Origin of the sequence: Nocardia amikacinitolerans NBRC 108937, assembly GCF_001612615.1 — a bacterium.
Taxonomy (GTDB): Bacteria; Actinomycetota; Actinomycetes; order Mycobacteriales; family Mycobacteriaceae; genus Nocardia; species Nocardia amikacinitolerans.
On the sequence record NZ_BDAU01000019.1, the window covers coordinates 47,990 to 69,783 of the forward strand.

At 70.9% G+C, this 21,794-nt stretch carries 17 protein-coding genes; 4 read left to right on the forward strand and 13 right to left on the reverse strand.

Annotated features, from left to right (window positions below; genetic code table 11):
• Positions 1 to 4 precede the first annotated feature (4 nt).
• The 13 genes from murC to NAM01S_RS15600 all read right to left on the reverse strand — a co-directional run bounded on the left by murC (position 5) and on the right by NAM01S_RS15600 (position 16,125).
• Positions 5 to 1,492, reverse strand: coding sequence for a UDP-N-acetylmuramate--L-alanine ligase (gene murC, locus NAM01S_RS15540; RefSeq protein ID WP_067785746.1), 1,488 nt, complete (start codon positions 1,490 to 1,492; stop codon positions 5 to 7).
• Positions 1,489 to 2,649: an undecaprenyldiphospho-muramoylpentapeptide beta-N-acetylglucosaminyltransferase gene (murG, locus tag NAM01S_RS15545; protein ID WP_067785749.1), complete on the reverse strand. Its 1,161-nt coding sequence runs from the start codon at positions 2,647 to 2,649 to the stop codon at positions 1,489 to 1,491. The genes murC and murG overlap by 4 nt, the downstream gene beginning before the upstream one ends.
• Positions 2,646 to 4,091: a putative lipid II flippase FtsW gene (gene ftsW, locus NAM01S_RS15550; protein ID WP_067785752.1), complete on the reverse strand. Its 1,446-nt coding sequence runs from the start codon at positions 4,089 to 4,091 to the stop codon at positions 2,646 to 2,648. The genes murG and ftsW overlap by 4 nt, the downstream gene beginning before the upstream one ends.
• On the reverse strand, positions 4,088 to 5,530 hold the full coding sequence (gene murD / locus NAM01S_RS15555; RefSeq protein ID WP_067785755.1) for a UDP-N-acetylmuramoyl-L-alanine--D-glutamate ligase: 1,443 nt from the start codon (positions 5,528 to 5,530) through the stop codon (positions 4,088 to 4,090). Before murD ends, ftsW begins: the two co-directional genes overlap by 4 nt.
• A gap of 49 nt (positions 5,531 to 5,579) precedes the next feature.
• Positions 5,580 to 6,656, reverse strand: a complete 1,077-nt coding sequence (gene mraY / locus NAM01S_RS15560; protein WP_067786151.1) for a phospho-N-acetylmuramoyl-pentapeptide-transferase — start codon at positions 6,654 to 6,656, stop codon at positions 5,580 to 5,582.
• 100 nt (positions 6,657 to 6,756) lie between these two features.
• Positions 6,757 to 8,274, reverse strand: a complete 1,518-nt coding sequence (locus tag NAM01S_RS15565; protein WP_067785758.1) for a UDP-N-acetylmuramoyl-tripeptide--D-alanyl-D-alanine ligase — start codon at positions 8,272 to 8,274, stop codon at positions 6,757 to 6,759.
• 76 nt (positions 8,275 to 8,350) lie between these two features.
• Complete coding sequence (locus NAM01S_RS15570) at positions 8,351 to 9,925, reverse strand: UDP-N-acetylmuramoyl-L-alanyl-D-glutamate--2,6-diaminopimelate ligase (protein ID WP_084482971.1); 1,575 nt, start codon at positions 9,923 to 9,925, stop codon at positions 8,351 to 8,353.
• A gap of 154 nt (positions 9,926 to 10,079) precedes the next feature.
• Positions 10,080 to 11,966, reverse strand: a complete 1,887-nt coding sequence (locus tag NAM01S_RS15575; protein ID WP_084482972.1) for a peptidoglycan D,D-transpeptidase FtsI family protein — start codon at positions 11,964 to 11,966, stop codon at positions 10,080 to 10,082.
• Positions 11,963 to 12,850, reverse strand: coding sequence for a cell division protein FtsL (gene ftsL, locus NAM01S_RS36580; RefSeq protein ID WP_253798891.1), 888 nt, complete (start codon positions 12,848 to 12,850; stop codon positions 11,963 to 11,965). Before ftsL ends, NAM01S_RS15575 begins: the two co-directional genes overlap by 4 nt.
• A 151-nt stretch (positions 12,851 to 13,001) precedes the next feature.
• On the reverse strand, positions 13,002 to 13,991 hold the full coding sequence (rsmH, locus tag NAM01S_RS15585) for a 16S rRNA (cytosine(1402)-N(4))-methyltransferase RsmH (RefSeq protein WP_307188684.1): 990 nt from the start codon (positions 13,989 to 13,991) through the stop codon (positions 13,002 to 13,004).
• Between the two features lie 219 nt (positions 13,992 to 14,210).
• Positions 14,211 to 14,642 carry a division/cell wall cluster transcriptional repressor MraZ gene (gene mraZ, locus NAM01S_RS15590; RefSeq protein WP_067785767.1) on the reverse strand — a complete coding sequence of 144 codons (432 nt, stop codon included), beginning with the start codon at positions 14,640 to 14,642 and terminating at the stop codon, positions 14,211 to 14,213.
• Between the two features lie 493 nt (positions 14,643 to 15,135).
• A complete protein-coding gene (locus tag NAM01S_RS15595) occupies positions 15,136 to 15,561 on the reverse strand; it encodes an SCO2097 family morphological protein (RefSeq protein ID WP_067785770.1) in 426 nt (141 codons plus the stop codon).
• Positions 15,562 to 15,687: 126 nt separating this feature from the next.
• On the reverse strand, positions 15,688 to 16,125 hold the full coding sequence (locus NAM01S_RS15600; protein ID WP_067785773.1) for an SAV_6107 family HEPN domain-containing protein: 438 nt from the start codon (positions 16,123 to 16,125) through the stop codon (positions 15,688 to 15,690).
• A gap of 139 nt (positions 16,126 to 16,264) precedes the next feature.
• On the opposite strand from NAM01S_RS15600, the gene NAM01S_RS15605 reads away from it, so the two are divergent.
• From NAM01S_RS15605 to NAM01S_RS15620, 4 genes are all read left to right on the forward strand, one after another.
• Entirely contained in the window at positions 16,265 to 16,882 is a 618-nt protein-coding gene (locus NAM01S_RS15605; protein WP_067785776.1) for a GNAT family N-acetyltransferase, read from the forward strand.
• On the forward strand, positions 16,879 to 18,447 hold the full coding sequence (locus tag NAM01S_RS15610; RefSeq protein ID WP_067785779.1) for a phytoene desaturase family protein: 1,569 nt from the start codon (positions 16,879 to 16,881) through the stop codon (positions 18,445 to 18,447). The genes NAM01S_RS15605 and NAM01S_RS15610 overlap by 4 nt, the downstream gene beginning before the upstream one ends.
• Before the next feature lie 11 nt (positions 18,448 to 18,458).
• Positions 18,459 to 19,283: a carotenoid biosynthesis protein gene (locus NAM01S_RS15615; RefSeq protein ID WP_253798852.1), complete on the forward strand. Its 825-nt coding sequence runs from the start codon at positions 18,459 to 18,461 to the stop codon at positions 19,281 to 19,283.
• Positions 19,284 to 20,795: 1,512 nt separating this feature from the next.
• Positions 20,796 to 21,545 (forward strand): LppM family (lipo)protein, encoded by a 750-nt coding sequence (locus tag NAM01S_RS15620; protein WP_084482999.1) that lies wholly within the window; start codon positions 20,796 to 20,798, stop codon positions 21,543 to 21,545.
• Positions 21,546 to 21,794 lie beyond the last annotated feature (249 nt).

Consider the following 21,794-nt stretch of genomic DNA (forward strand, 5'->3'; position numbering starts at 1 on the left):
CGGCTCACCGCCCGTACTGGGGACGCGCCCGTAGCCCGTCGAGTATCTGGCTGCCGAGCATCGTGACGTCGCCGGCGCCCATGGTGATCACCACATCGCCGGGCAGCGCGAGCCCGGCCACCTGGCGACCGACCCGGGACATATCCGGTTGGTAGTGCACGGGTTTGGTGACCGACTGGGCGACGAGCGCGCCGTTCACGCCGGGCAGCGGCTTCTCCCGCGCGCCGTAGACGTCCAGCACGACGACCTCGTCGGCCAGGCTCAGCGCGACGCCGAAGTCCTCGGCGAAGGTGGCGGTGCGGCTGTACAGGTGCGGCTGGAACACCACGATCACCCGGCCCTGACGCGACCGCGCGCCGTCGCGCGCCTCCTGCTGCACCAGTTCGGCCGCGGCGCCGAGCACCGCGCGCACCTCGGTGGGATGGTGGGCGTAGTCGTCGAAGACCCGCACGCCGTTCTCCCTGCCGACGAACTGGAACCGCCGGTGCACACCGCCGAAACCCTCGAGGCCCTGGATGATCTCGTCCACGTCGGCGCCCGCCGCACGCGCGGCGAGCAGCGCGGCAAGCGCGTTGAGCGCCATGTGCCGCCCCGGCACCGAGAGTCGCAGCGTGCGCGGCGCCGGTTCGTCGGCCAGCTGGAATTGGGCGAGCCCGCCCACGTCGCGCGGCTCCCAGCTGTGCAGCCGGACGCCGACGGGGACCGGGGCGTCGGCGAGTTCGCCGGAGCCGTAGCCGAGTACCCGAACGCCCTTGTCCGCCAAACGGGTTCCGACCCGCTCGGCCAGCGCGCGCGAGCCAGGATCGTCCAGGCACACCACCAGCAGGCCGCCCGCGGCGAGCCGGTCCGCGAAATCGTCGAAGACCTGCACGTAGGCGGCGTCGGTTCCGAAGAAGTCGAGGTGATCGGACTCGATGTTGGTGACCACCGCGACGTCGGGGTCGTACTGCAGCAGCGAGCCGTCGCTCTCGTCGGCCTCGGCGACGAAGACCTCGCCGGTGCCGTGATGGGCGTTGGTGCCCGCCTCGTTGAGCTCGCCGCCGACCGCGAAGGACGGGTCGAGGCCGCAGTGCTGCAGCGAGACGATCAGCATCGAGGTCGTCGACGTCTTGCCGTGGGTGCCCGAGACCAGCAGGGTGCGGTGTCCGCGCATCAGCGAGGCAAGCACCGCCGGGCGCAGCAGCACCGGGATGTCGCGCCGATTCGCTTCCACCAGTTCGGGATTGGTCTTCGGGATGGCCGCGTAGGTGGTCACCACCGCGGTCGGGCCGCCGGGCAGCAGATCGAGCGCGCCCGCGTCGTGACCGATGTTGACCTGCGCGCCGCGCGCACGCAGCGCGAGCACACCGCGGCTCTCCTTGGCGTCCGAACCCGACACCGCGCCGCCGCGGGAGAGCAGGATGCGGGCGATGCCGGACATCCCGGCGCCGCCGATGCCAACCATGTGCACCCGCTCCAGCTCGGGCGGCAGTGCCGAACGCTCGTCGCTCATCGGCCGCGCCCCAATTCCACCACGATGCGCGCCACTTCGTCGGCGGCGTCGCGGTGCCCCGCGCCTGCCGCGGCGCGGCCCATCTCGGTCAACCGGTCGGAGTCCATGAGCAGCGGTATCACCTCGTCGATCACGTACTTCGGGGACAGTTCGGCATCGGGCACAATTCTGCCACCGCCCTGCGCGACCACGGGACGGGCATTGAATTCCTGTTCGCCGTTGCCGTGCGGCAGCGGCACATAGAACGCGGGAAGGCCGACGGCGGACACCTCGGCGACCGTCATCGCGCCGGACCGGCACACCACCGCGTCGGCGGCGGCGTAGGCCAGATCCATCCTGGACAGATACGGCACCGCCACATAGCGCGCGGTGTCGTCGCCCTCGGCGACCTCGAGCGTGTTCTTCGGGCCGTGCGCGTGCAGCACCGAGACGCCCGCCGCCGCCAGCTGCGGCGCGGCCCCCGACACCGCCTCGTTCAGGCTGCGCGCGCCCTGCGACCCGCCGAACACCAGCAGCACCGGTCCCTCGGCGGGCAGACCGAAGTGCGCGCGGGCCTCGGCGCGCAGCGCCGCGCGATCCAAAGAAGTGATGGCCTCGCGGACCGGGATGCCGACGACCTCGGCGCGCGGCAGGCCGGAATCCGGCACCGCGGCGAGCACCCGCGCGGCGCGGCGGGCGCCCACCTTGTTCGCGATGCCCGCCTTCGCGTTGGCCTCGTGCACGACGACCGGCACCGCGCGCCTGCGCCGTAGCACTCCCTTGCCCGCGGCCAGGTAGGCGGGCAGCGCGACATAACCGCCGAAGCCGATGATCACGTCGGCCTGCACCGCGTCGATGACGGCCCTTGTCTCGGCCACCGCGGCGCGCACCCGGCCGGGCAGCCGCAGCAGATCCGCGGTCGGCTTGCGCGGCAACGGCACCGGTGGGATCAGCTCGAGCGGATAGCCGCGCTCGGGCACCAGCCGGGTCTCCAGACCGCGCTCGGTGCCCAGTGCCGTCACTCGGATCGAATCGTCGAGGCGCCGCAGCGCATCCGCCACGGCGAGGGCCGGTTCGACATGTCCCGCCGTGCCACCGCCCGCCACGATCACCGAAAGCCCGGATCCCTTCGCGGACCGCTGTGTTGCGTCGGCGGTACTCCCGGGTCCCGCATTCACCTGGATCTTCCCCGTTCTCTAGCGTGTGGCATCGGATAGTTCGGCTCCCAAGCCCTGGTGGCACGCAGCGAACTGGTGCCCCTGCTCTCCGGCGAGCGGCGTCGCGGCTGCCCGCCGGATTGTCCACGGCGCGGCGGCGCTTGGCGCGACCGGTCGGCTTGCCTTGCTCTCTGCGCGGCGGCCTTGGCGGCGTTGCGCGCCCTGGCGGCCTCCGCCTTGGCGGGCGAGTACACCTCGGGCTTGGGTAGTCGAAGCAGCCGGCTGAACCGCCCGTCCTGCCCGGCCTGTAGCGCCGCCACCGCCTCCGGCTCGTGCCGTGCGGCGTTGGCGATGACGCCGAACATGAACAACGTGATGGCCAGCGAGGAACCGCCCGCCGAGACCAGCGGCAGCTGCAGACCGGTCACCGGAAGCAAGCCGACCACGTAACCGACGTTGATCAGCGCCTGCGCGGTGATCCAGGTGGTCGCGGTCGCGGTGAGCAACCGCAGGAACGGGTCCACCGAGCGGCTGGCGATGCGCAGGCCGGTGTAGACGAACAGCGCGAACAGCCCGAGCACCAGCGCGCAGCCGAGGAAACCGAGCTCCTCGCCGATGATGGCGAAGATGAAGTCGTTGTGCGAGTTGGGCAGGTAGCTCCATTTGGCCCGGCTCTGCCCGAGCCCGCGGCCCCAGATGCCGCCGTCGGCCAGCGAGTACTGCGCCTGCCGCGCCTGGTAACCGATGCCCTGCGGGTCCTCGCCGGGATTGAAGAAGGCGCGCATGCGGTCCGAGCGATAGCCCGCGGAGAGGGCGAGCACCGCCGCGGCCACGACGCCGGACACCGCGATGGTGACGAACAGCCGCACCGGCAGCCCGCCGAACCACAGCAGCGCGGCGAGCACGATGCCGAGCGCGATGGTGGTGGACAGGTTGGGCTCGAGCACCACGAGCAGACACACCAGCATGCCCGCCGGAACCAGCGGCACCAGAATGTCTTTCAGCGCGGCCTGCTCCGACCGGCGCGAGGCGAGCAGGTGCGCGCCCCACACCACCAGCGTCACCTTGACGATCTCGGAGGGCTGCACCGACACCGGACCGAGGTCGATCCAGCGCCGCGAGCCCTGCACCTCGCTGCCGATACCGGGAATCAGCACCAGCACCAGCGCGAGCACCGACAGCGCGAAAAGCGGAAACGACCACTGCCGCAACCTGCGCATCGGAATGCGCAGCGCGACATAGAACAGCACGCAGCCGATGGCCGCGAACATGGCCTGCTGGACGAACAGCGAGTACGCCGACCCGCGCTCGGCATACGCCTCGACGCTGGAGGCGGACAGCACCATCACCAGCCCGAGCACGGTCAGCAGGGTGGCGATGGTGACGATCAGATGGAACGACGCGAGCGGGCGCGCCAGCCAAGCCATGAACCTGGCGGCGGGTGCTCGCGTCGTCTCCGTCATAGCCGCCGCCCGATGTCACCGTCTTCCAGCGTGTGCACCGCGGTGGCGAAACTGCGTCCGCGGTGGGTGTAATCGGCGAACATGTCGAGGGAGGCGGCCGCGGGAGCCAGCAGCACGGTGTCGCCCGAGCGGGCGAATCCGGCGGCCTCGCGGACGGCTTGCGCCATGACGGCGTCGGCCTTGTCGGATCTCGACGGGTCGTCAGCCATCACAGCATCGTCCCCCGCGCGCACCTCGACGACCGGGACCTGGGGCGCGTGTCGCGCCAACGCGGCCGCGATCACCGGCGCGTCGGACCCGATGAGCACCGCGGCGACGAGCCGGTCGGCGACCTCCTCGATCAGATCCTCCACGTTGGCGCCCTTGAGCTGGCCGCCCGCGATCCAGATGACGTGCGGGTGCGCGAGGATCGAGGACCGCGCAGCGTGCGGATTGGTGGCCTTGGAGTCATCGATGAAATCGACGCCCGCCAGCTCGCGCACGAAGGCCGCCCGGTGCGGGCCGACCTTGTGCTCCTGCAGCCCCTCCTTGACGAACTGCGGCGCCACGTCGATGGCCCTGGTCAGCGCGGCGGCGGCTAGCGCGTCGGCGACGCCTGCGGGTCCCTGCGGGCTGATGTCGCCGACCTCGGCCAGAATCGCGGCCTTGGTGAACGCGCGGTCGAGCAGTTTGCCGTCCACCACGCCGAGTTCGCCGTCGGCGGGCACGCCGATGCGGAAGCCGACGGTGCGGCGGGCCTTGGAGCGACGGGCCAGCGAAGCCGCCACCGGGTCGTCCAGGCCGACCACGCCGACCCGTCCGACCAGCGCCCGCGCCTTGGCGGCCGCGTAGGCGTCCAGGCCGCCGTGCCAATCCAGGTGATCCTCGGCCACATTCAGCACGACGCCCGCCTCCGGCCGCACCGACGGCGCCCAGTGCAGCTGGAACGAGGACAGTTCCACCGCGAGAACCTGCGGGCCGGGGTTGCGGCGCAACGCGTCCAGGATCGGGGTGCCGATATTGCCGCAGGCCACGCTGGCGATGCCGGCGGCGCGCAGGATGGCGTGGGTCATCTGGGTGGTGGTGGTCTTGCCGTTGGTTCCGGTCACCACCAGCCACTTGCGGACCGGGCCGTAGATCCTGGCTTGATCGACCCACCAGGCGAATTCGACGTCGCCCCACACGGGGATGCCCTCGGTGACCGCCGAGACCAGCACCGGCGAGTCGGGTCGCCAGCCCGGGCTGGTGATCACCAGCGCGAAGCGGCTCAGATCGGCCGACTCGAGTTCGACGCAGGTGGCTACTTCCAGGCCGAGTTCGGCCGCCTCGGCGAGCGCCTTCGCGCCCGCGTCGGTGACCACCGGATGCGCGCCGATATCGCGCAGCGGTTCGACCAGCGAGCGGCCGGAGACGCCCCAGCCCGCGACGAGCACGTCACGGCCCTTGAGGAATTCGAGCATGGGCCCGGGAGAGCGCAGGGCCCGCGGAGAATGTTCGACCATCGCTAGATCACCCGACCGCGGAGAGGTATTCGCTGTAGAACAAGCCGAGGCCGACTGCGGAGGCCATGGCGGCCAAGAGCCAGAATCGAATGATCACAGTCGTCTCGGCCCATTTGCTGAGCTCGAAGTGATGATGGAACGGCGCCATCTTGAACAGCCGGTTGCGGGTGGTGCGGAAGACCGCCACCTGCAACACCACCGACACGCCCTCCGCGACGAACAGCGCGCCCATCACGATCATCAGCAGCTCGGTCCTGGTCGTGATGGAGATGCCCGCGAGCAGACCGCCGAGCGCCAGCGACCCGGTGTCGCCCATGAAGATCTTGGCGGGCGCGGCGTTCCACCACAGGAAGCCGATGCACGCCGCGGCGCCCGCCGCGCAGACCAGCGCCAGGTCCAACGGGTCGCGCACGTTGTAGCAACCGGTCTCGGGCTTGGTCGCGCACGCGTGGTAGTACTGCCAGAACGTGATGATCACGTAGCCGCCGAGCACCAGGCTCATCGAGCCTGCGGCGAGTCCGTCCAGACCGTCGGTGAGGTTCACGACGTTGGACCAGGCGACCACCACGAAGCACACGAACGCCAGGAAGATGATCACCCCGGCCGACACCGTGTTGATGTCGCGCACGTAGGACAGGTGGCGGCTCGCGGGCGTCAGACCGTTCTCGCCGCGGAACTGGAGCGCGAGCACACCGAAGATGACGGCCGAGGTGATCTGGCCGATGTACTTGCCCGCCGCGGTGAGGCCGAGGTTGCGCTGCTTGCGCAGCTTGATGAAGTCGTCGGTGAAGCCGACGGCGCCGAGCGCGGTGGCCAGTCCGAGGACGAGCATGCCCGACGCGGTCGGTCCCTCGGCGTCGTAGCCGATGCCGATCAGGTGCGAGCCGAGGTAACCGGCCCACATACCGATCAGGATGGCGACGCCGCCCATGGTGGGCGTGCCGCGCTTGGCCTGGTGGCTGGCCGGGCCGTCGACCCGAATCTCCTGGCCGAAGCCCTGCTTGGCGAAGAACTTGATCAGCAGCGGGGTCAGCAGGATCGACACCGCCAGCGCGATAGCCGCCGCGAAGAGAATCTGCCTCACGACCGCGCCTCGCTGACGCTCAGCTCCGTCGCCCGACCGATCCTCGGCGTCGTCGTACACCCGACGGCCGCTGTGCCCATTGTTCGCTCGCTCCGCTCGCTCACTGCCCTGCCTCCGCGCTACTGCCCCCGCGCCCCGTGGCACGTTCCGCGCCGGTCAAGTGTTCGGCGACCGCCCAGAGGCCGACCGACTTGGACGCCTTGACCAGCACCACATCGCCCGCTTCGACCTCGTCGTCGAGCAGCGCGATGGCCGCGCCGATATCGGGCACGAGGACCGACTCCTCGCCCCATGAGCCTTCCATCACCGCTCCCTGGTGCATCGCGCGGGAGGGCCTTCCGGTGCCGACGACGACGAGACGGTCCACGTCGAGGCGCACCGCGAGCCTGCCGATGCCGTCGTGCTCGAGCACCGACTCCTCGCCCAGTTCGGCCATTTCACCGAGCACGGCCCAGCTGCGCCGCGGCTTGTCGCCCGCGCGCGACATCGTCACCAGCGCCTTGAGCGCGGCGCGCACCGAGTCGGGGTTGGCGTTGTAGGAGTCGTTGACGACGGTGACGCCATCGGCGGTGGTGCGCACGTCCATCCGGCGCTCCGACACCCGCTGGGCGCCGGACAGCGCCTGCGCGATGGTGTCCAGGTCGGCGCCGCAGGCCAGCGCGACCGCGACGGCGGACAGCGCGTTGCCGACCTGATGCTCGCCGTGCACGGCCAGCTGGATCGGCGTGCTGCCCGCCGGGGTGTGCAGCGTGAAACCGGCGCGGGCCTCGGAATCGAGGCGCACGTCGGTGGCCCTGATGTCCGCGTTGGCGGCCTGCCCGACCCGGACCACCTTGGCCTTCGTCCGACTCGCCATCGCGGCGACCTGCTGGTCGTCGGCGTTGAGCACGGCGAGACCGGTCTCCGGGAGCGCCTCGACGAGTTCGCCCTTGGTCTGCGCGATGGCCTCGCGACTGCCGAACTCGCCGAGGTGCGCGGTGCCGACATTGAGCACCACGCCGATGCTCGGCGGCGCCACCTTCGCGAGCGCGGCGATGTGGCCGGGTCCGCGCGCGGAGAGCTCCAGCACCAGGAAGCGCGTCTTCTCGTCGGCGCGCAGCGCGGTCCAGGGGTGGCCGAGCTCGTTGTTGAACGAACCGGGCGGCGCGACGACAGGGCCGAGCGGCGCGAGCACCGCGGCGAGCAGATCCTTGGTGGAGGTCTTGCCCGAGGAACCGGTGACCCCGACGACGGTGAGGGTGCCCTCGGCGGTGAGCCGTTCGACGCTGGCGCGCGCCAGTGCGGCGAGCGCGGCCAGCACCGCGGCGCCGGAGCCGTCCGAATCATGGACCAGCGCAACGGAAGTCGCGGGCACCGTGCCAGGGCTCGGGGTCACCACGATGGCGGGCACGCCGACCGGGCGCGCGGCGAGCACCGCCACCGCGCCCGCGTCCACCGCGGCCGCCGCGTACTCGTGTCCGTCGACTCGCTCGCCCGGCAGGGCGAGGAAGAGATCACCGGAACCGATTCGGCGCGAATCGAATTCGACCGAACCGGTGACTCGCACCTCCGGGTCGGGTACGTCGTGCAGCGTGCCGCCGACGACCTCCGCGATCTCCCGCAGTGTCATCTCGATCATGAAACCGTCAAGTCCTCCGCGTCCGTCCCGTGCGGACTTCGCTGTGCTCGCTGAACATGCTGTGCCGCCTGAAAGTTCATGCCCGCGCCTCCGCGGCCACCCTGCGCGACAAGGCGTCCGCCACGACATCGCGATCGTCGAAAGGGTGTTTCACGCCGCGGATCTCCTGGCCCGTCTCGTGGCCCTTGCCCGCGATCAGCACGGCGTCACCGGGCCGTGCCCAGTCCACCGCGGCGGCGATGGCCGCGGCGCGGTCACCGATCTCACGCACCTCGCCGCGCTCGTCAGCGGGCACGGCCAGCGCGCCCGCGCCGATCGCGGCCCGGATCGAGGCGGGATCCTCCGAGCGCGGGTTGTCGTCGGTGATGACGACCAAGTCGGCGCCCCTGGCCGCGACCTCGCCCATCAGCGGTCGCTTGCCCGCGTCGCGGTCGCCGCCCGCGCCGAACACCACGGCAAGGCGACCGGGCGCGGCCGGATTGTCGGCGGCAAGGTGCACGCGCAGGGTCGCGATCACCGACTCCAGCGCGGCGGGCTTGTGCGCGTAGTCCACCACGGCGAGGAAGTCCTGTCCCCGCTCGACGCGCTGCATCCGGCCCGGCACGTCGACGGTGGCCAGCGCGGGCGCCGCGGCGGCGGGATCGACACCCGCCGCGGCGCACACGGCCACGGCGAGCAGCGCGTTGGCGACGTTGTAGCGGCCGGGAAGACGAAGGCGCACATCGACATTCGCGTCCGGGCCGGCGGCGGTGAACCGCTGCTCCGGGCCGTGCGCGGCGACCGCGCCCGCCACGTGCCAATCCGCGGGTCCGGTGGTCGCGACCGTGGTCGGCGCGGGCAGGCTCGCGGCCAGCCTGCGGCCCCACTCGTCGTCGACGCAGATCACCGAGGTGCGTGCGGCGACGGCCGAGCCCGGCTCGAACAACCTGCGCTTGGCGCCGAAGTAGTCCTCGAAATCGGCGTGGAAATCCAGGTGATCCTGGGAGAGATTGGTGAACGCGCCCACCGCGAAGCGCACGCCGTCGACCCGGCCCAGCGCCAGCGCGTGACTGGACACCTCCATCACCACCGCGTCCACGCCCTGCTCGACCATCAGCGCGAACATCGCGTGCAGCTGCGGCGCCTCGGGGGTGGTCAGCGCGCTCGGCACCCGGCGGCCGCCGATCCTGGTCTCGATGGTGCCGATCAGTGCCGTGGACAGGCCGCCCGCCGCCAAGCCCGCCTCCACCAGATACGAGGTGGTTGTCTTGCCGGAGGTGCCGGTGATGCCGACGATGCGCAGGCGCTCGGAGGGGTTGCCGTACAGGGCCGCGGAGAGTTCGCCGAGCACCTCGCGCGGGCGTTCGCGCACCAGCACGGGAACGCCGAGTTCCCCGGCCAGTGCGGCACCCTCGGCGTCGGTGAACACGGCCACAGCGCCGCGCGCGACGGCGTCGGCGGCGAAGCGCGCGCCGTGCGACTGCGAGCCGGGCAGCGCGGCGAACAGATCGCCGGGTTGTACCGCGTTCGAACGCTGCTCGATCCCGGTGACGACGAGATCGCCGGGGACCGTCGCCGACGGGCGGGCGCCGGTCAGCTCCAGCACGGTGGTCAGCGGTGTCGACGGCGGGTCGACCGGCCGCAGCACGGGCTGGCTGGACTGCGCGGGCACCTCGCTCCTCTCTGACAGGGCATCTGTAGACGGCACGGATCTCTGGTGACGAGTCAGGTTACCGACGCGGACTCATCGGTGAACAACGCGCCTCGGTGTTGCCGCGCCGAGCGCGCGCCTGGACAGGGAAATACCACGTTCGACAAAGCCGGAATCACACACCGGCCTGCAGGACGAACTTCTCCGCCGGCGCGGTCGACGGCGGGATCCGGTCGCGCTGCAGCGCCCACGACGCGATGTTGTGGAACAGCGGCGCCGCCGACTGACCGCCGCTGCCGTCGGAGCTGCGCACAGGGTTGTCCAGCATCATGCCGATCACGTACCGCGGGTTGTCGGCGGGGGCCATGCCCGCGAAGGTGATCCAGTAGCTGGAGCTCGAGTAGCACTTGCAGCCGGGATCGATCTTCTGCGCGGTGCCGGTCTTGCCCGCGATCCGGTAGCCCTCGATCGCGGCGGGCCACCCGGTGCCGTTCTGGTCGGCGTTCATCGGATCGCGCTGCACCACGGCCTGGAACATGTGCCGCAGCGTCTGCGCGGTCTGCGGACTCACCACCCGCACGCCCTCCGGCTGCGGCTCCTCGGTGCGAGCGCCGTCCGGCGCGATCTTTGCCTTCACGATGCGCGGCGGGATGCGCATACCATCGTTCGCGATGGCCTGGTACATTCCCGTCATCTGCAGCGTGGACATCGAAAGGCCTTGTCCGATGGGCAGATTGGCGAAGGTGCCGCCGGACCACTGATCCCGCGACGGCACCTGGCCCCCGGTCTCGCCCGGCAGGCCGACGCCGGTGCGCTGGCCGAGACCGAAGCGGTACAGCATGTCCGCGTAGCGGTCCTCGCCCACGCGCTGGGCCAGCATCAGGGTGCCGACGTTGGACGACTTCGCGAAGATGCCGGTGGTCGTGTACGGCGCGACGCCGTGGCCCCAGGCGTCGCCGACGGTGACGCCCGCCATCCGGATCGAGCCGGGGACCTGATGGACCTCGTCGGGATGGCTCAACCCGTACTCGATGGCCGCGGCCGCCGTGACGATCTTGTTCACCGAGCCGGGTTCGAACGGGTCGCTCACCGACGGGTTGCTCGTCTTGGCCGAGCTCCAGTTCTGCGGGCCCAGCGTCGGATTGAAGGTGTTGTCGTTGGCCATGGCGAGCACTTGGCCCGTCTTGGCGTCGAGGACCACCGCCGAGGCGCCCTGCGCGCCGGACATCTCCCTGGCCTGCTGCACCTGCTGCTGCACGTAGTACTGCAGGTCGGAGTCGAGGGTGAGTTCGACCCCGTTGCCGTTGACAGCGGGCTGCTTGTCGCGCCAGCTGCCGGGAATGACGGCGCCGTCCGAACCGCGGTCGTAGGTGTGGGAGCCGTCGGTGCCCGCGAGCACCGAGTCCAGCGAGGATTCCAGGCCGATCAGGCCGTGCCCGTCCCACCCGGTGGCGCCGAGGATGTTGGCGGCAAGCGATCCGCCCGGGTATTCGCGCCGCGGCTGCGAGTCCGCGCCCACCTCAGGGAACTGCACGGTGATGTCCGTCGCGACCCGCGGATCGACATTGCGGGCGAGATAGACGAACGTCTCGTCACTGCGCAGTTTGTCGAGCAACGCCGATTCCGACGGCGCGTTCTTGCCGAGCTTCTCGTGGATCGTCTTGGCGATGGCTTGCAGACGCTCGTCCGGGTCGGGCGCCTTGTCGCTCTTGGCCTTCGCGTCCTCCAGATCCTTGCGCACCCGCACCGGTTGGAAGTGCAATTCCACCGCGGCGGTGGTGAAGGCGAGCGACTTGCCGTTGCGGTCGGTGATCGGGCCGCGGGTGGCCTGGTCGGTCAGTCGCACGGTGCGCTGGCTGGCCGCCTGCGCCGAGAGGCCGGGAGCGGAAATGCTCTGGATCCAGAGCAATTGGAGCGCGACGACGGCCAGCGCGACCAGCATGACGATCCGGCCGACCCCCAGCCGAAGCCGCACGGGTCGATCGGCGGCGGCGCGCGATCTCGACGGCCTCGATGCCACCGACCCGCGCCGCTTGCGCGGCGCGGGTCTGGTCTGGGTCATCGAGTGCCTCCCGGCTGATCTTGCGGCGCGACCTGTGCGCCGGGCGGTGCGGACTGGTCGGCCGGGGCTTGCGCCACTGGCTGCGATGCGGCGGGATCCGGTGCCACGGCGGGATCCTGGGCCGCGGGCTGCGGCGCCGCCGGGTCTTGTGCCGCTGCCGGATTCTGCGCAGCGGGCTGCGGCACCTCGGCGGGCGGCGGCGGTAGCGGCGACGGCTGACCCGCGACCGCCCCGGGAACCGGTGGCGCGGCGGGTGTCGGGCTCGGGGTGTTGCCGTTGGCCTGCGCGGCGCTCGGCCTGGCCGGCGTGGTCGACACCGGCACGACGCGCTCACCCTGCGCCTGCGCGTGGCCTGGCTGGGCGGACGGGCGCGCGGACGGCGTGACGTTCAACGGCGGCGCGGGCGCGCCCTGCGCCGGGGTCTCCTTGCCGATCACCGTCACCGTGCCGTCCGGGCCGATCACCAGCCTGGCCGGATCCTTCGCCGGGATCATGCCGAGTTCGCGAGCGCGGGCGGCGAGTTCGGGCGCGGAGTCGGCGGCCTCGACCTCGCGCTGCAGGGCGGCGCGCTCCTCGGAGAGCTTCCTGTTGAGCTCCCTCGCGTCGCTGAGCTGGTAGCTGTCCTCGGCCGCCCTGGTGGTGAGCAGCAGGGTGAGCGCGAGACCGCAGCCGAGCATCGCGATGATCGCCGCGACGAACGGTATCCGCGCGGCCATCACCGACCTGCCGGTCGGCAGCCGCGGCCCCGCGTCGGCGCGCTGCTCGGCACGCATCTTGCGCTTGGCGTAAGCGCGTTGCGCCGCACCGGATTTGACCCGCTCGGCGGCCTGCACGCGACGGGCGACCCGGCCCGGCGACTCGACCGTGCGCGTCCGGATACTCATGGTGTCGTCGCCTCCTCTGTTCCGCAAGAACACCCCCACCCCGTCGACGTCGTGCGGCCCGCGACGATCGGCGCGCGCGGTGCGCCTCCGGTCGCGAACCGACGTCCGATGAGCGCGACGGCGGCCGAGCTCGGGCTCGATGTCGTCACGTTCATCCCCTTTCCTGAATCCGTTCGGCCGCCCGCATGCGCACGGGCGCGGCCCGCGGGTTCTCGTCTATTTCCCGCTCGGTCGCCTTCTCGGCGCCGCGGGTGAGCATCCGGAATTCCGGTCCCATGCCGGGCAATTCGACCGGCAGGTCCACCGGCGTGCGTGAGACGATCCGCGGCGCCAGCTCCTGCTTGACGAGCTTGTCCTCCAGCGACTGGTAGGACATGATCACGATCCGCCCGCCGAGCCGGAGCGCGTCCAGCGCGGCGGGTAGCGCGGCGCGTAGCGAGTCGAGCTCGCCGTTCACCTCCACCCGCAGCGCCTGGAAGGTGCGCTTGGCGGGATGGCCGCCGGTCCGCCTCGCCGCGGCCGGGATGGTCGCGTAGAGCAGTTCGACGAGCTCGGCGCTCGTGGTGAACGGCCGCTGCTGGCGGCGGCGCACCACCTCCGAGGCGATCTTGCCCGCGAAACGCTCCTCGCCGTAGGTCTTCAGCACCCTGGCGAGATCGCCGTGGCTGTAGGTGTTGAGCACGTCGGCGGCGGTGATGCCCCTCGTCGGATCCATCCGCATGTCCAGCGGCGCGTCGACGGAGTAGGCGAAGCCGCGCTCGGCCTCGTCCAGCTGCATCGACGAGACGCCGAGGTCCATCAGGATGCCGCTCACCGAACCGACCGGATCGAGTCCGGCCTGGGTCAGCGCGTCGGCGATGCCGTCATAGGTGGTGTGCACCAAAGTGATTCGGTCCGCGAACGGGCGCAGCCGGTCCTCGGCCAAGCGCAACGCGTTCGTGTCCCTGTCCAGCCCGACCAGTCGTAGCCCGGGATAGGTGCGCAGGAAATGTTCGGCGTGACCGCCGAGACCAAGGGTGGCGTCGACGTAGACGGCGCCGGGTTCGGTGAGCGCGGGACCGAGCAGTTCATCGGCTCGGCCCAGGAGAACCGGAACATGCCGGGGGCCGTCCTGTTCACGGTTCACCCAGACCTCCCGGATCCTGCCTCGCGTCGTCGCTGTGCACCGGATGGCGAGCGCCGGTGGCCGAACGTTCGACCATCGCACACGGGTCGCCTTGTTCCACAGTGCTTTTGATTAAGAAGCTGCTGTCGAGAACGAATGCCCCGTGGTCTCTGACCGAACAACGGCACCTGGCGTCGGGGAAGTACGCCAGGGTCCGCGTCCGGGCAGAGGCCGCGCGGCACTCGTTCGCTCGGGCTAGAAGATTCCGCCCAGCGACTCGTCTCTCGCTTGCGCGTAATCCTCCTCGTGCTCGGCGAGGTAGGACTCCCACGCCTGCTTGTCCCAAATCTCGAGGAAGTCGACCGAGCCGATCACCACGCAATCCCGGTCCAGGTTCGCGTAGCGCCGATGATCCGCCGACAACGTGATGCGGCCCTGCGCGTCCGGACGCTGTTCATCGGTTCCGGCCGCGAGTGCCCTGACGAACGCGCGGGCCTGCGGGTTGCTGCGAGACGCGGCCGCGGCTCGGCGAGCGAGCGCGGTGAACTCTTCCTTGGGGTACACGGCAAGGCTGTGGTCCTGACCCTTCGTGACCATCAACCCTCCCGCCAGATCGTCTCGAAACTTCGCAGGCAACGTGAGTCGCCCTTTGTCATCCAGCCGAGGTGTGTAGGTACCGAGAAACATCTCGATACCTCCCTACTGGATCACCTCTCTGGATGGCCTCTCCTGTAGTGCGCGCTCCACATTACCCCACTTTCCCCCACTTTCAATCGAAAGTGGAGGTGATCTGGCTCCCCGCCGAGACGATTTCGCAGGTCATCCCAGCTATCACCGGGGTGGGGAACTTTTTGCATGTTGTGCCGACACGCGGGCGTCGGCCTGAGACAGCCCGGAAACATCCAGCAAACCGCCCTGGTAGGCAAGGTCCTGCAGCCGATCCGGGGTGGTTCTGGGGGAAGGTGGGGAACGTCGTGGGGAGAAGTGGGAACCGCCTCGGGAGGCCATGGGACGAAGTCCTCCGGATACCGCGCGCAACCGGAGCGAAGGTGGAGGTGCGCCTATCCACTACCCCGCGGGAGCGGTTCGCGGAGAGTGGCCGAAACGCGAGCAGGCGACGCCGCACCATCGTGTGGTGCGGCGTCGCCTGTCGCGATGAAGATGTCGGGTTACAGCCGAGCTACTCCTGCTCGAACCGTCTCCGGAAGCGATCCTCCATGCGTTCGGAGAAACCACCGGACTTGCGCTGACGCCCAGGTCCGCTCGATCCGCCACCGCCCGGCCCGCTGGAAGGCGCCTCGCCGGAACGCGCGCCACGGGCGGCGCCCTTGGAGTTGCCGAGCAGCAGCAGCACGCCGGCGCCGAACATGACGATGAATCCGATCAGGCTGATGATCGGAAAGCCACCGGGCTTCACCGGAGCGGCGATACCGGCGACCAGTAGAAACAGACCGAGGACGAACAAGGCCGCGGCCTGGAGTCTGCGACGACTCGAGGTCGAGCGAAGGCGTCCGCCGCGGACGGACGAGGCGAACTTCGGATCCTCAGCATAGAGCGCGCTCTCGATCTGTTCGAGCATGCGCTGCTCGTGCTCGGAGAGTGGCACGGTACCTCCCCCGGCACTAGGACGTGGCTTGTCGCCTCCGGGTAGGCGACAGATAGCCGACCTTGGCGGCTATCTGTCACCAATGATACGAGTTCGATCAGGGCCGTACCACCTTCTCGGTGATAACTAAGCGGTCATGCCTCCGCTCCATCCCGGCGCGGGCCGCAACCGCGCGGCCGACTTCAGCAGATCTTCCACGTCGTGCAGGAATGCCCCCACCCGCGAAGAGAACTCGTCGGCCTGCCGCTCGTCCACTTCGCGGTCCAATCCGGCCTCCAGCGCGGCGCGCAGCTCCGAGCGCGCGCTGAAGTAATCGGCCCACATGACGAACTCGGGCGCGGCGCGCTGCAACAGCACCCATGCGTTGCGCGAGCGGGCCCGCGGCGCGGCGTCGGCGCCGGTGAACGCGAGCACCGCACCCGCGCCGCGCAGCGCGGCGAGGTACGCGGTACGGAAGCGTTCCCGCGGATCGGTCTCCCCCGCCGCCTGCATCAGCAGTCCGTCGGCCTTCTTCAGCAGTTTCCCCGCCTTGCCGGGCTGGCCCGGCTGCTCGATCCGACTCATCGGCTCGTCCCTCCGCACTCGCACACCTCCGGTCCCCGTGCACCGCGCGGACCGAACAGGTATTCGAACGTTTGAATTGAGCTTGAATATAGAGACGCCCACCGACAACTTTCCGCGTCCGCGCGGTCCGACGAGAGCCATGACAGCCGTCAAGCCACATCACTCACCCGCACCCGCACCCGTCGTCGTCGACCTCTCGGTCGCGGACCTGCGTTACCGGCTGCACGACGCGCTAGCGGTCTATGTCGCCGCGATGGACTATCCGCGCGGCACCGAGAACCATCGCGCGCCGATGTGGACCGAGCACACCACCCGCGCGGGCTGGCAGGCGGTCGCCGCGCTGCTCCCCGGCGACGACGGCCGCGTCGACCTGCGCACGTCGCCCATCGTCGCCATCGCCTACGGCTACCGCGGCGCGCCGCACCAGTGGTGGCACCAGCAGGTGCACAGCGGTATGCGCCGCTCCGGCTGGCCGGAACACTCTGCGCGCGAACTGCTTTCGGACTATTTCGAGCTGACCGAGTTGCACGTGCACCCGAGCGCGCAGGGCCGCGGCATCGGCGCCACCCTGCTGCGCAGGCTGCTGCAGGACCGGACGGAGAGCGCGGTGCTGCTGTCCACGCCGGAGGTGGCAGGCGAGGAGAACCGCGCGTGGCGGCTCTATCGCAGGGAGGGATTCGCCGACGTCATCCGGCATTTCGTGTTCGCGGGCGACAACCGGCCCTTCGCGATCCTGGGCAGGCGGCTGCCGCTGTGAACGTGGTGGTCGTCGGTTCCGGCCACAACGCCCTGGTGGCGGCCTGTTATCTGGCGCGCGAGGGTCACCGGGTCGAGGTGTTGGAGCGCGACGAGGTGCTCGGCGGCGCGGTGTCCACGGTCGAGCGTTTCCCCGGGCACCTGGTGGACCGCGGCTCGTCGGCGCACATCATGATCCGGCACACGGGGATCGTCGAGGAGCTCGAGCTGGAGCGCTTCGGACTGCGTTACATCGATTGCGATCCTTGGGGATTCACCCCTGCCGATGCCGAGGGCAGGCCGCCGATCGTCTTCCACCGCGACGTCGACGCGACGTGCGCGTCCATCGCCGCGGCGTGCGGGACGGCCGACGCCGAGGCGTACCGGCGGTTCGTCGCGGTGTGGGGTCCGCGCAGCGCGCGGGTGATGCGCGCGTTCGGCGGCGCGCCGGGGCCCGGTCATCTGCTTCGTTCGTTCTGGGGGCTTGACGCGAAGGCCGGTGGCAGCGCGCTGTCCAGGGAGTTCTTGCAGTCCGGGGACGCGTTGCTGGACAGCTTGTTTCGCGACGAACGGCTCAAGGCGTCGCTGGCCTGGTTCGGTGCGCAGTCCGGTCCGCCGATGTCGGAACCCGGCACGGCGCCGATGGTCGGCTTCGCGGCGCTGATGCACACGCTGCCGCCGGGGCGGGCGGTCGGCGGCAGTGGCGTGTTGAGCGCGGCGCTGGTCGCGCGGCTGCGCGCCGACGGTGCGGCGGTGGCGGCGGGTGACGCGGTCACCTCGATCGGGCGCGTCGGCGAGGGCTGGGTGGTGCGTACGGCGTCCGGGCGGGAGCTGCGCGCCGACGCGGTGATCGCGGGCGCGCACGTCCTCACCACACTGGACCTGCTGCGCGCCGGCGGATTCGACGGCGCGACGCTGGACGACTGGCAGCGCCGCATCCGGGTCGGGCCCGGCATCGGCATGGTGGTGCGGGTGGCGACGACCGCGCTGCCCGAGTACCCGGGTGCCGCCACCGCGGAATCCGCGCGCGGCCTGCAATTTCTCGTCTCGGATCGCGCACAGCTGCGGCGCGCGCACGGGGCGGCGCTGGCGGGCGACCTGCCGCCGCGGCCGGTGGTGCTCGCGATGAGTTTCAGCGCGCTCGACCCGAGCATCGCGCCGCCGGGCAAGCACCAGCTCTCGCTGTGGGCGCAGTGGCATCCCTATCGGCTGGCCGACGGCAGCGACTGGGCCGCGCACGCGGATCGCGAGGGCGATCGGATCATCGCCGAGGTCGACTCGTACGCACCGGGTTTCGCCTCGACTGTGCGCGAGCGGTTCGTGCAGACGCCGGTCGACCTGGAACGGGAGATGGGGCTGCGCGGCGGCAATGTGATGCACGTGGAGATGTCGCTGGATCAGATGATGTTGTGGCGGCCGCTGCCTGAACTCTCGGGTCAGCGGGTGCCCGGTGCGCCCGGACTGTATCTGACGGGGGCGTCCACCCATCCCGGCGGTGGCGTCTCCGGCGCCAGCGGACGGACGGCGGCGCGGCTCGCCCTGCGCGACGCCCGGCGCAGGCGATTTCCCTTCCCGCGCAAGCGATGACGGACCCGGTGATGCGTATGCCGGGTCGCGAGAGCCTGCGGTCGGTGCGGCACCCGGTGCCTGTGTTGCTCGCGGTCCTGCTCGTGCTCGCCCAGATCTGCTATCCGCTCACCGAGGGTGCGGCGCGGGACCGGATCACCGTGGTTGTCGTGCTGCTTTCCGCGGGCACAGCCCTCGCGCATGCCGCCGCCACCCGGGGAACTCGGTACGCGCTGGGGTTTCTGGTGATCGTCTCGGGGGTCGGTCTGCTCGCCGAGATGCTCGGGGTGGCGACCGGAATCCCGTTCGGCTGTTACGAGTACGCGCAGGATCGAATCGGGCCGTCGCTCGCGGGCGTGCCACTGCTGGTGCCGCTGGCCTGGACGGGCGGGATGTATCCGGTGTGGATCGTGGCCGGGATCGTCACCCGCGGGACCGCGGGGCGAGTCGTTCTGACCACGATCGGTGCGGTCGGGTGGGACCTCTTCCTCGATCCGCAGATGGTGGCCGACGGTCAATGGACTTGGTGCGACACCGATTCCGGGTTGCCCGGACTGGACCACATCCCGCTCACCAACTACCTCGGCTGGTTCTGCGTCGGCCTGCTGATGGCGCTGCTGCTCGCGGTCTGGGACCGCGCCGCGCCCAGCCCCACCCAACCCCGCGCCGGCGCCTCGTTTGCGGTGCCCATCGCGGTCTTCCTCTGGACCTGGCTCGGCTCCACCCTCGCCCACGCCGCCTTCCTCGATCTCCCCTACTCGGCCTTGTACGGGGCTGTCGGGATGGCGCCACTCGGCGTACCCCTGCTGATCCACTTGGCGCGACACCGCTCCGCCGAGGTGCGCCGCGCCGATTGACGCGGCTGTGCGCCCTCGGCCCGGTGCCGCTCCGCCACAGGAGCTCGCTCCGGTCGACGCCATTGCGCGCACTGCGCCCACCACCACTCCGCGAAGCGCCGCACGCCGCTCGATGACGCCGAGCGCACTTCACCCACCGCTGCCCTCCGCCCTCGGCGCCCCGCCGGTTGACGCCGCCGCCCACTCGGCGCGACAAGGCTCCGGAACGACGCGCAGGGTGCCCCGTCCCGGCGCTGCTCCGCCGAGGCGCCCCACGCCGGTTCGACCCCACCGCGGGCCTTCGCCCGCCAACCCTCGCCAGAGATGCCCGCACCGGTCGACGCACGCGCGCGCACTTCATCCACCGCGCCGAAGCGCCGCACGCCGGTCGATGACGCCGAGCGCACTACACCCACCGCTGCCCCTACGCCCTGCCGGTTGACGCCGCTGCGCACTCGGCCACCGGGCTCCGGAACGACGCGCGGGATGACCCGTTCGCCCAGCGCTGCTCCGCCGAGGTGCCCCCACACCGGTTCGACCCCACCGCAAACGCTTCCCCAGAGATGCCCCGCACCGGTCGACACAGCAGCGCGCGCTTTGCCCACCGCTCCGGCGAAGCGCCGCACGCTGGTCGATGATCTCGAGCGCACTTCACCCACCGCTGCTCTCCGCCCCAGGCGCCCCGCCGGTTGACGCCGCCGCGCACTCGGCGCGACACGGCTCCGGACCGGCGCGCAGGGTGCCCCGTCCCGGCGCTGCTCCGCCGAGGCGCCCCACGCCCCTTCGACCCCACCGCGGGTTCGCCCGCCAACGCTCCGCCAGAGATGCCCCGCAGCGGTCGACAGCCGCGCGCGCTTTGCCCACCGCTGCTCCGCCCTAGGCGCCCTGCTGGTTGACGCCGCTGCGCACTCGGCCACCGGGCTCCGGAACGGCGCGGGGTGACCGTGCGATCACCGCCATGAGCTGCTCGGTTCACGAGGCGATCGGGGGCGGTCGGGCGCGATGGGCGTGGAGGGCGCGCGGTCTTTCTGAAGAAGCCGCTGGCGATCCAGCGGCATCGGCGAGTCGCCCGGCGCGCAGGGCGAGGCGGTGCGGGCGGTCGGCATCGAGTTCGACTCGATCGGCCGCGGGGCTCGGTGGCGCGCGTGCGACATCGAGCCGAGGGGCCACGGTATATAAGGCAGGGTGTCGGCGTGTCACGTCCGCCGCGATGAGTTGTTGCTCGGTTTCGAGGCGAGGGCGGCGGTCGAGCGCAACGCGGCGGGGAGTGCGCGCGTCTGTTCTGGCGAAAACGCCAGCGTTCCGGCGGCATCGGCGCATCGATGGGTGAGACGTTGCGGGCGGCTGTGGGATCGGTTCGGCGTCGATCGGCGGGGTGTGCTCGATGATGTGCGCGTGCGACATCGAGCAAAGGGACGACGGTATATAAGGCAAGGCGGGGCGGGGTGTGTCGTCGTGTCGCGCCCGCCGCGTGGCGATTCGGGCGTTCGGCCTGGCACGATGTGAGCCGTGCAACCGAGTCCCGCCACCACGATGCCCGATGTCCCGGTCCGACCGTCGCCGCGCGCACCACGTACCAGGGTGCGGGTAGTCGCGGGCGTGCTGCTCGCCGTGCTGTTCGCGCCGGTGCTGGCGGGGTGCCTGCGGGTGCAGGTGTCGATGGGCGTTTCGTCCAACGATCGGGTGTCCGGGCGGGTCATCGCGGCGGTGGTGCCCGCGAGTCCCGACGACAAGGGTCCGCAGCTGAAGGCGCCCGAAACGCTGGCGGCGAAGGTGCGGGTGGAGCCCTACAACCAGGACGGTTACCTGGGCAGCAAGGTGTTCTTCGAGGATCTTTCCTTCGGTGAGGTGCAGCAGCTCAGCACGCTGTCCGAGCAGACGCAGGGGATGTTCCAGCTGAACTTCAAGCGCACCGGCGATCTGGTCAGCCTGGAGGGGCGAGTCGACCTGAAGTCGGTGCCGCCGCACGGCTCCGACGTGCAGTTCACCATCGCGTTCCCGGCCAGGGTGGCCAAGACCAACGGCAACCGCGAGGGCGATTCCACCGTCTCCTGGAAGCTGCCGCCCGGCGAGGTGTCCAGGGTGCTCGCCGAGGTCCACTACGCCGACCCGAACACCCGCTCCTTCGCGGGCTGGGCAGGCATAGTCGGCGGCATCACGCTCGCGGTCGCCGCCATCGTCGCGGCCATGGCGTACATGGATCGCAACCCCGCCGCGCCGGAAGTCCCCGAGCACCAATTCTCCTGGCGGCGTTGGTGGCGGACGGTCAAGCAGTTCCGTTGATCCGGCCCTCGGTCACCCGCGGGCCGTTCGGGCCGTGTGTACCTGTCGCGCACGCCGGTACCACATCGCCCGAGCGAAGGAGTGCCGACAGTAGGGCGAGCCGCGGACTCCCACAGGATGGGTGGTGACAGTGCCACGAGGACTCCCGGGCGTTCCGAGGACGCTGGGAGATACAACCTCGGCGACGGATGATCCCTCGCTCGACCACAGCGTCGCCGCGCCGACGCGGATCGGCGCGGCTGTCACAGT

Bases quoted from the DNA above. Each gene is read 5' to 3' on its own strand.
- murC (WP_067785746.1), bottom strand. From the start codon at position 1,492: ATGAGCGACGAGCGTTCGGCACTGCCGCCCGAGCTGGAGCGGGTGCAC.
- ftsW (WP_067785752.1), bottom strand. From the start codon at position 4,091: ATGACGGAGACGACGCGAGCACCCGCCGCCAGGTTCATGGCTTGGCTG.
- murD (WP_067785755.1), bottom strand. From the start codon at position 5,530: ATGCTCGAATTCCTCAAGGGCCGTGACGTGCTCGTCGCGGGCTGGGGC.
- NAM01S_RS15565 (WP_067785758.1), bottom strand. From the start codon at position 8,274: ATGATCGAGATGACACTGCGGGAGATCGCGGAGGTCGTCGGCGGCACG.
- NAM01S_RS15575 (WP_084482972.1), bottom strand. From the start codon at position 11,966: ATGACCCAGACCAGACCCGCGCCGCGCAAGCGGCGCGGGTCGGTGGCA.
- ftsL (WP_253798891.1), bottom strand. From the start codon at position 12,850: ATGAGTATCCGGACGCGCACGGTCGAGTCGCCGGGCCGGGTCGCCCGT.
- mraZ (WP_067785767.1), bottom strand. From the start codon at position 14,642: ATGTTTCTCGGTACCTACACACCTCGGCTGGATGACAAAGGGCGACTC.
- NAM01S_RS15600 (WP_067785773.1), bottom strand. From the start codon at position 16,125: ATGAGTCGGATCGAGCAGCCGGGCCAGCCCGGCAAGGCGGGGAAACTG.
- NAM01S_RS15605 (WP_067785776.1), top strand. From the start codon at position 16,265: ATGACAGCCGTCAAGCCACATCACTCACCCGCACCCGCACCCGTCGTC.
- NAM01S_RS15615 (WP_253798852.1), top strand. From the start codon at position 18,459: ATGCGTATGCCGGGTCGCGAGAGCCTGCGGTCGGTGCGGCACCCGGTG.
- NAM01S_RS15620 (WP_084482999.1), top strand. From the start codon at position 20,796: ATGCCCGATGTCCCGGTCCGACCGTCGCCGCGCGCACCACGTACCAGG.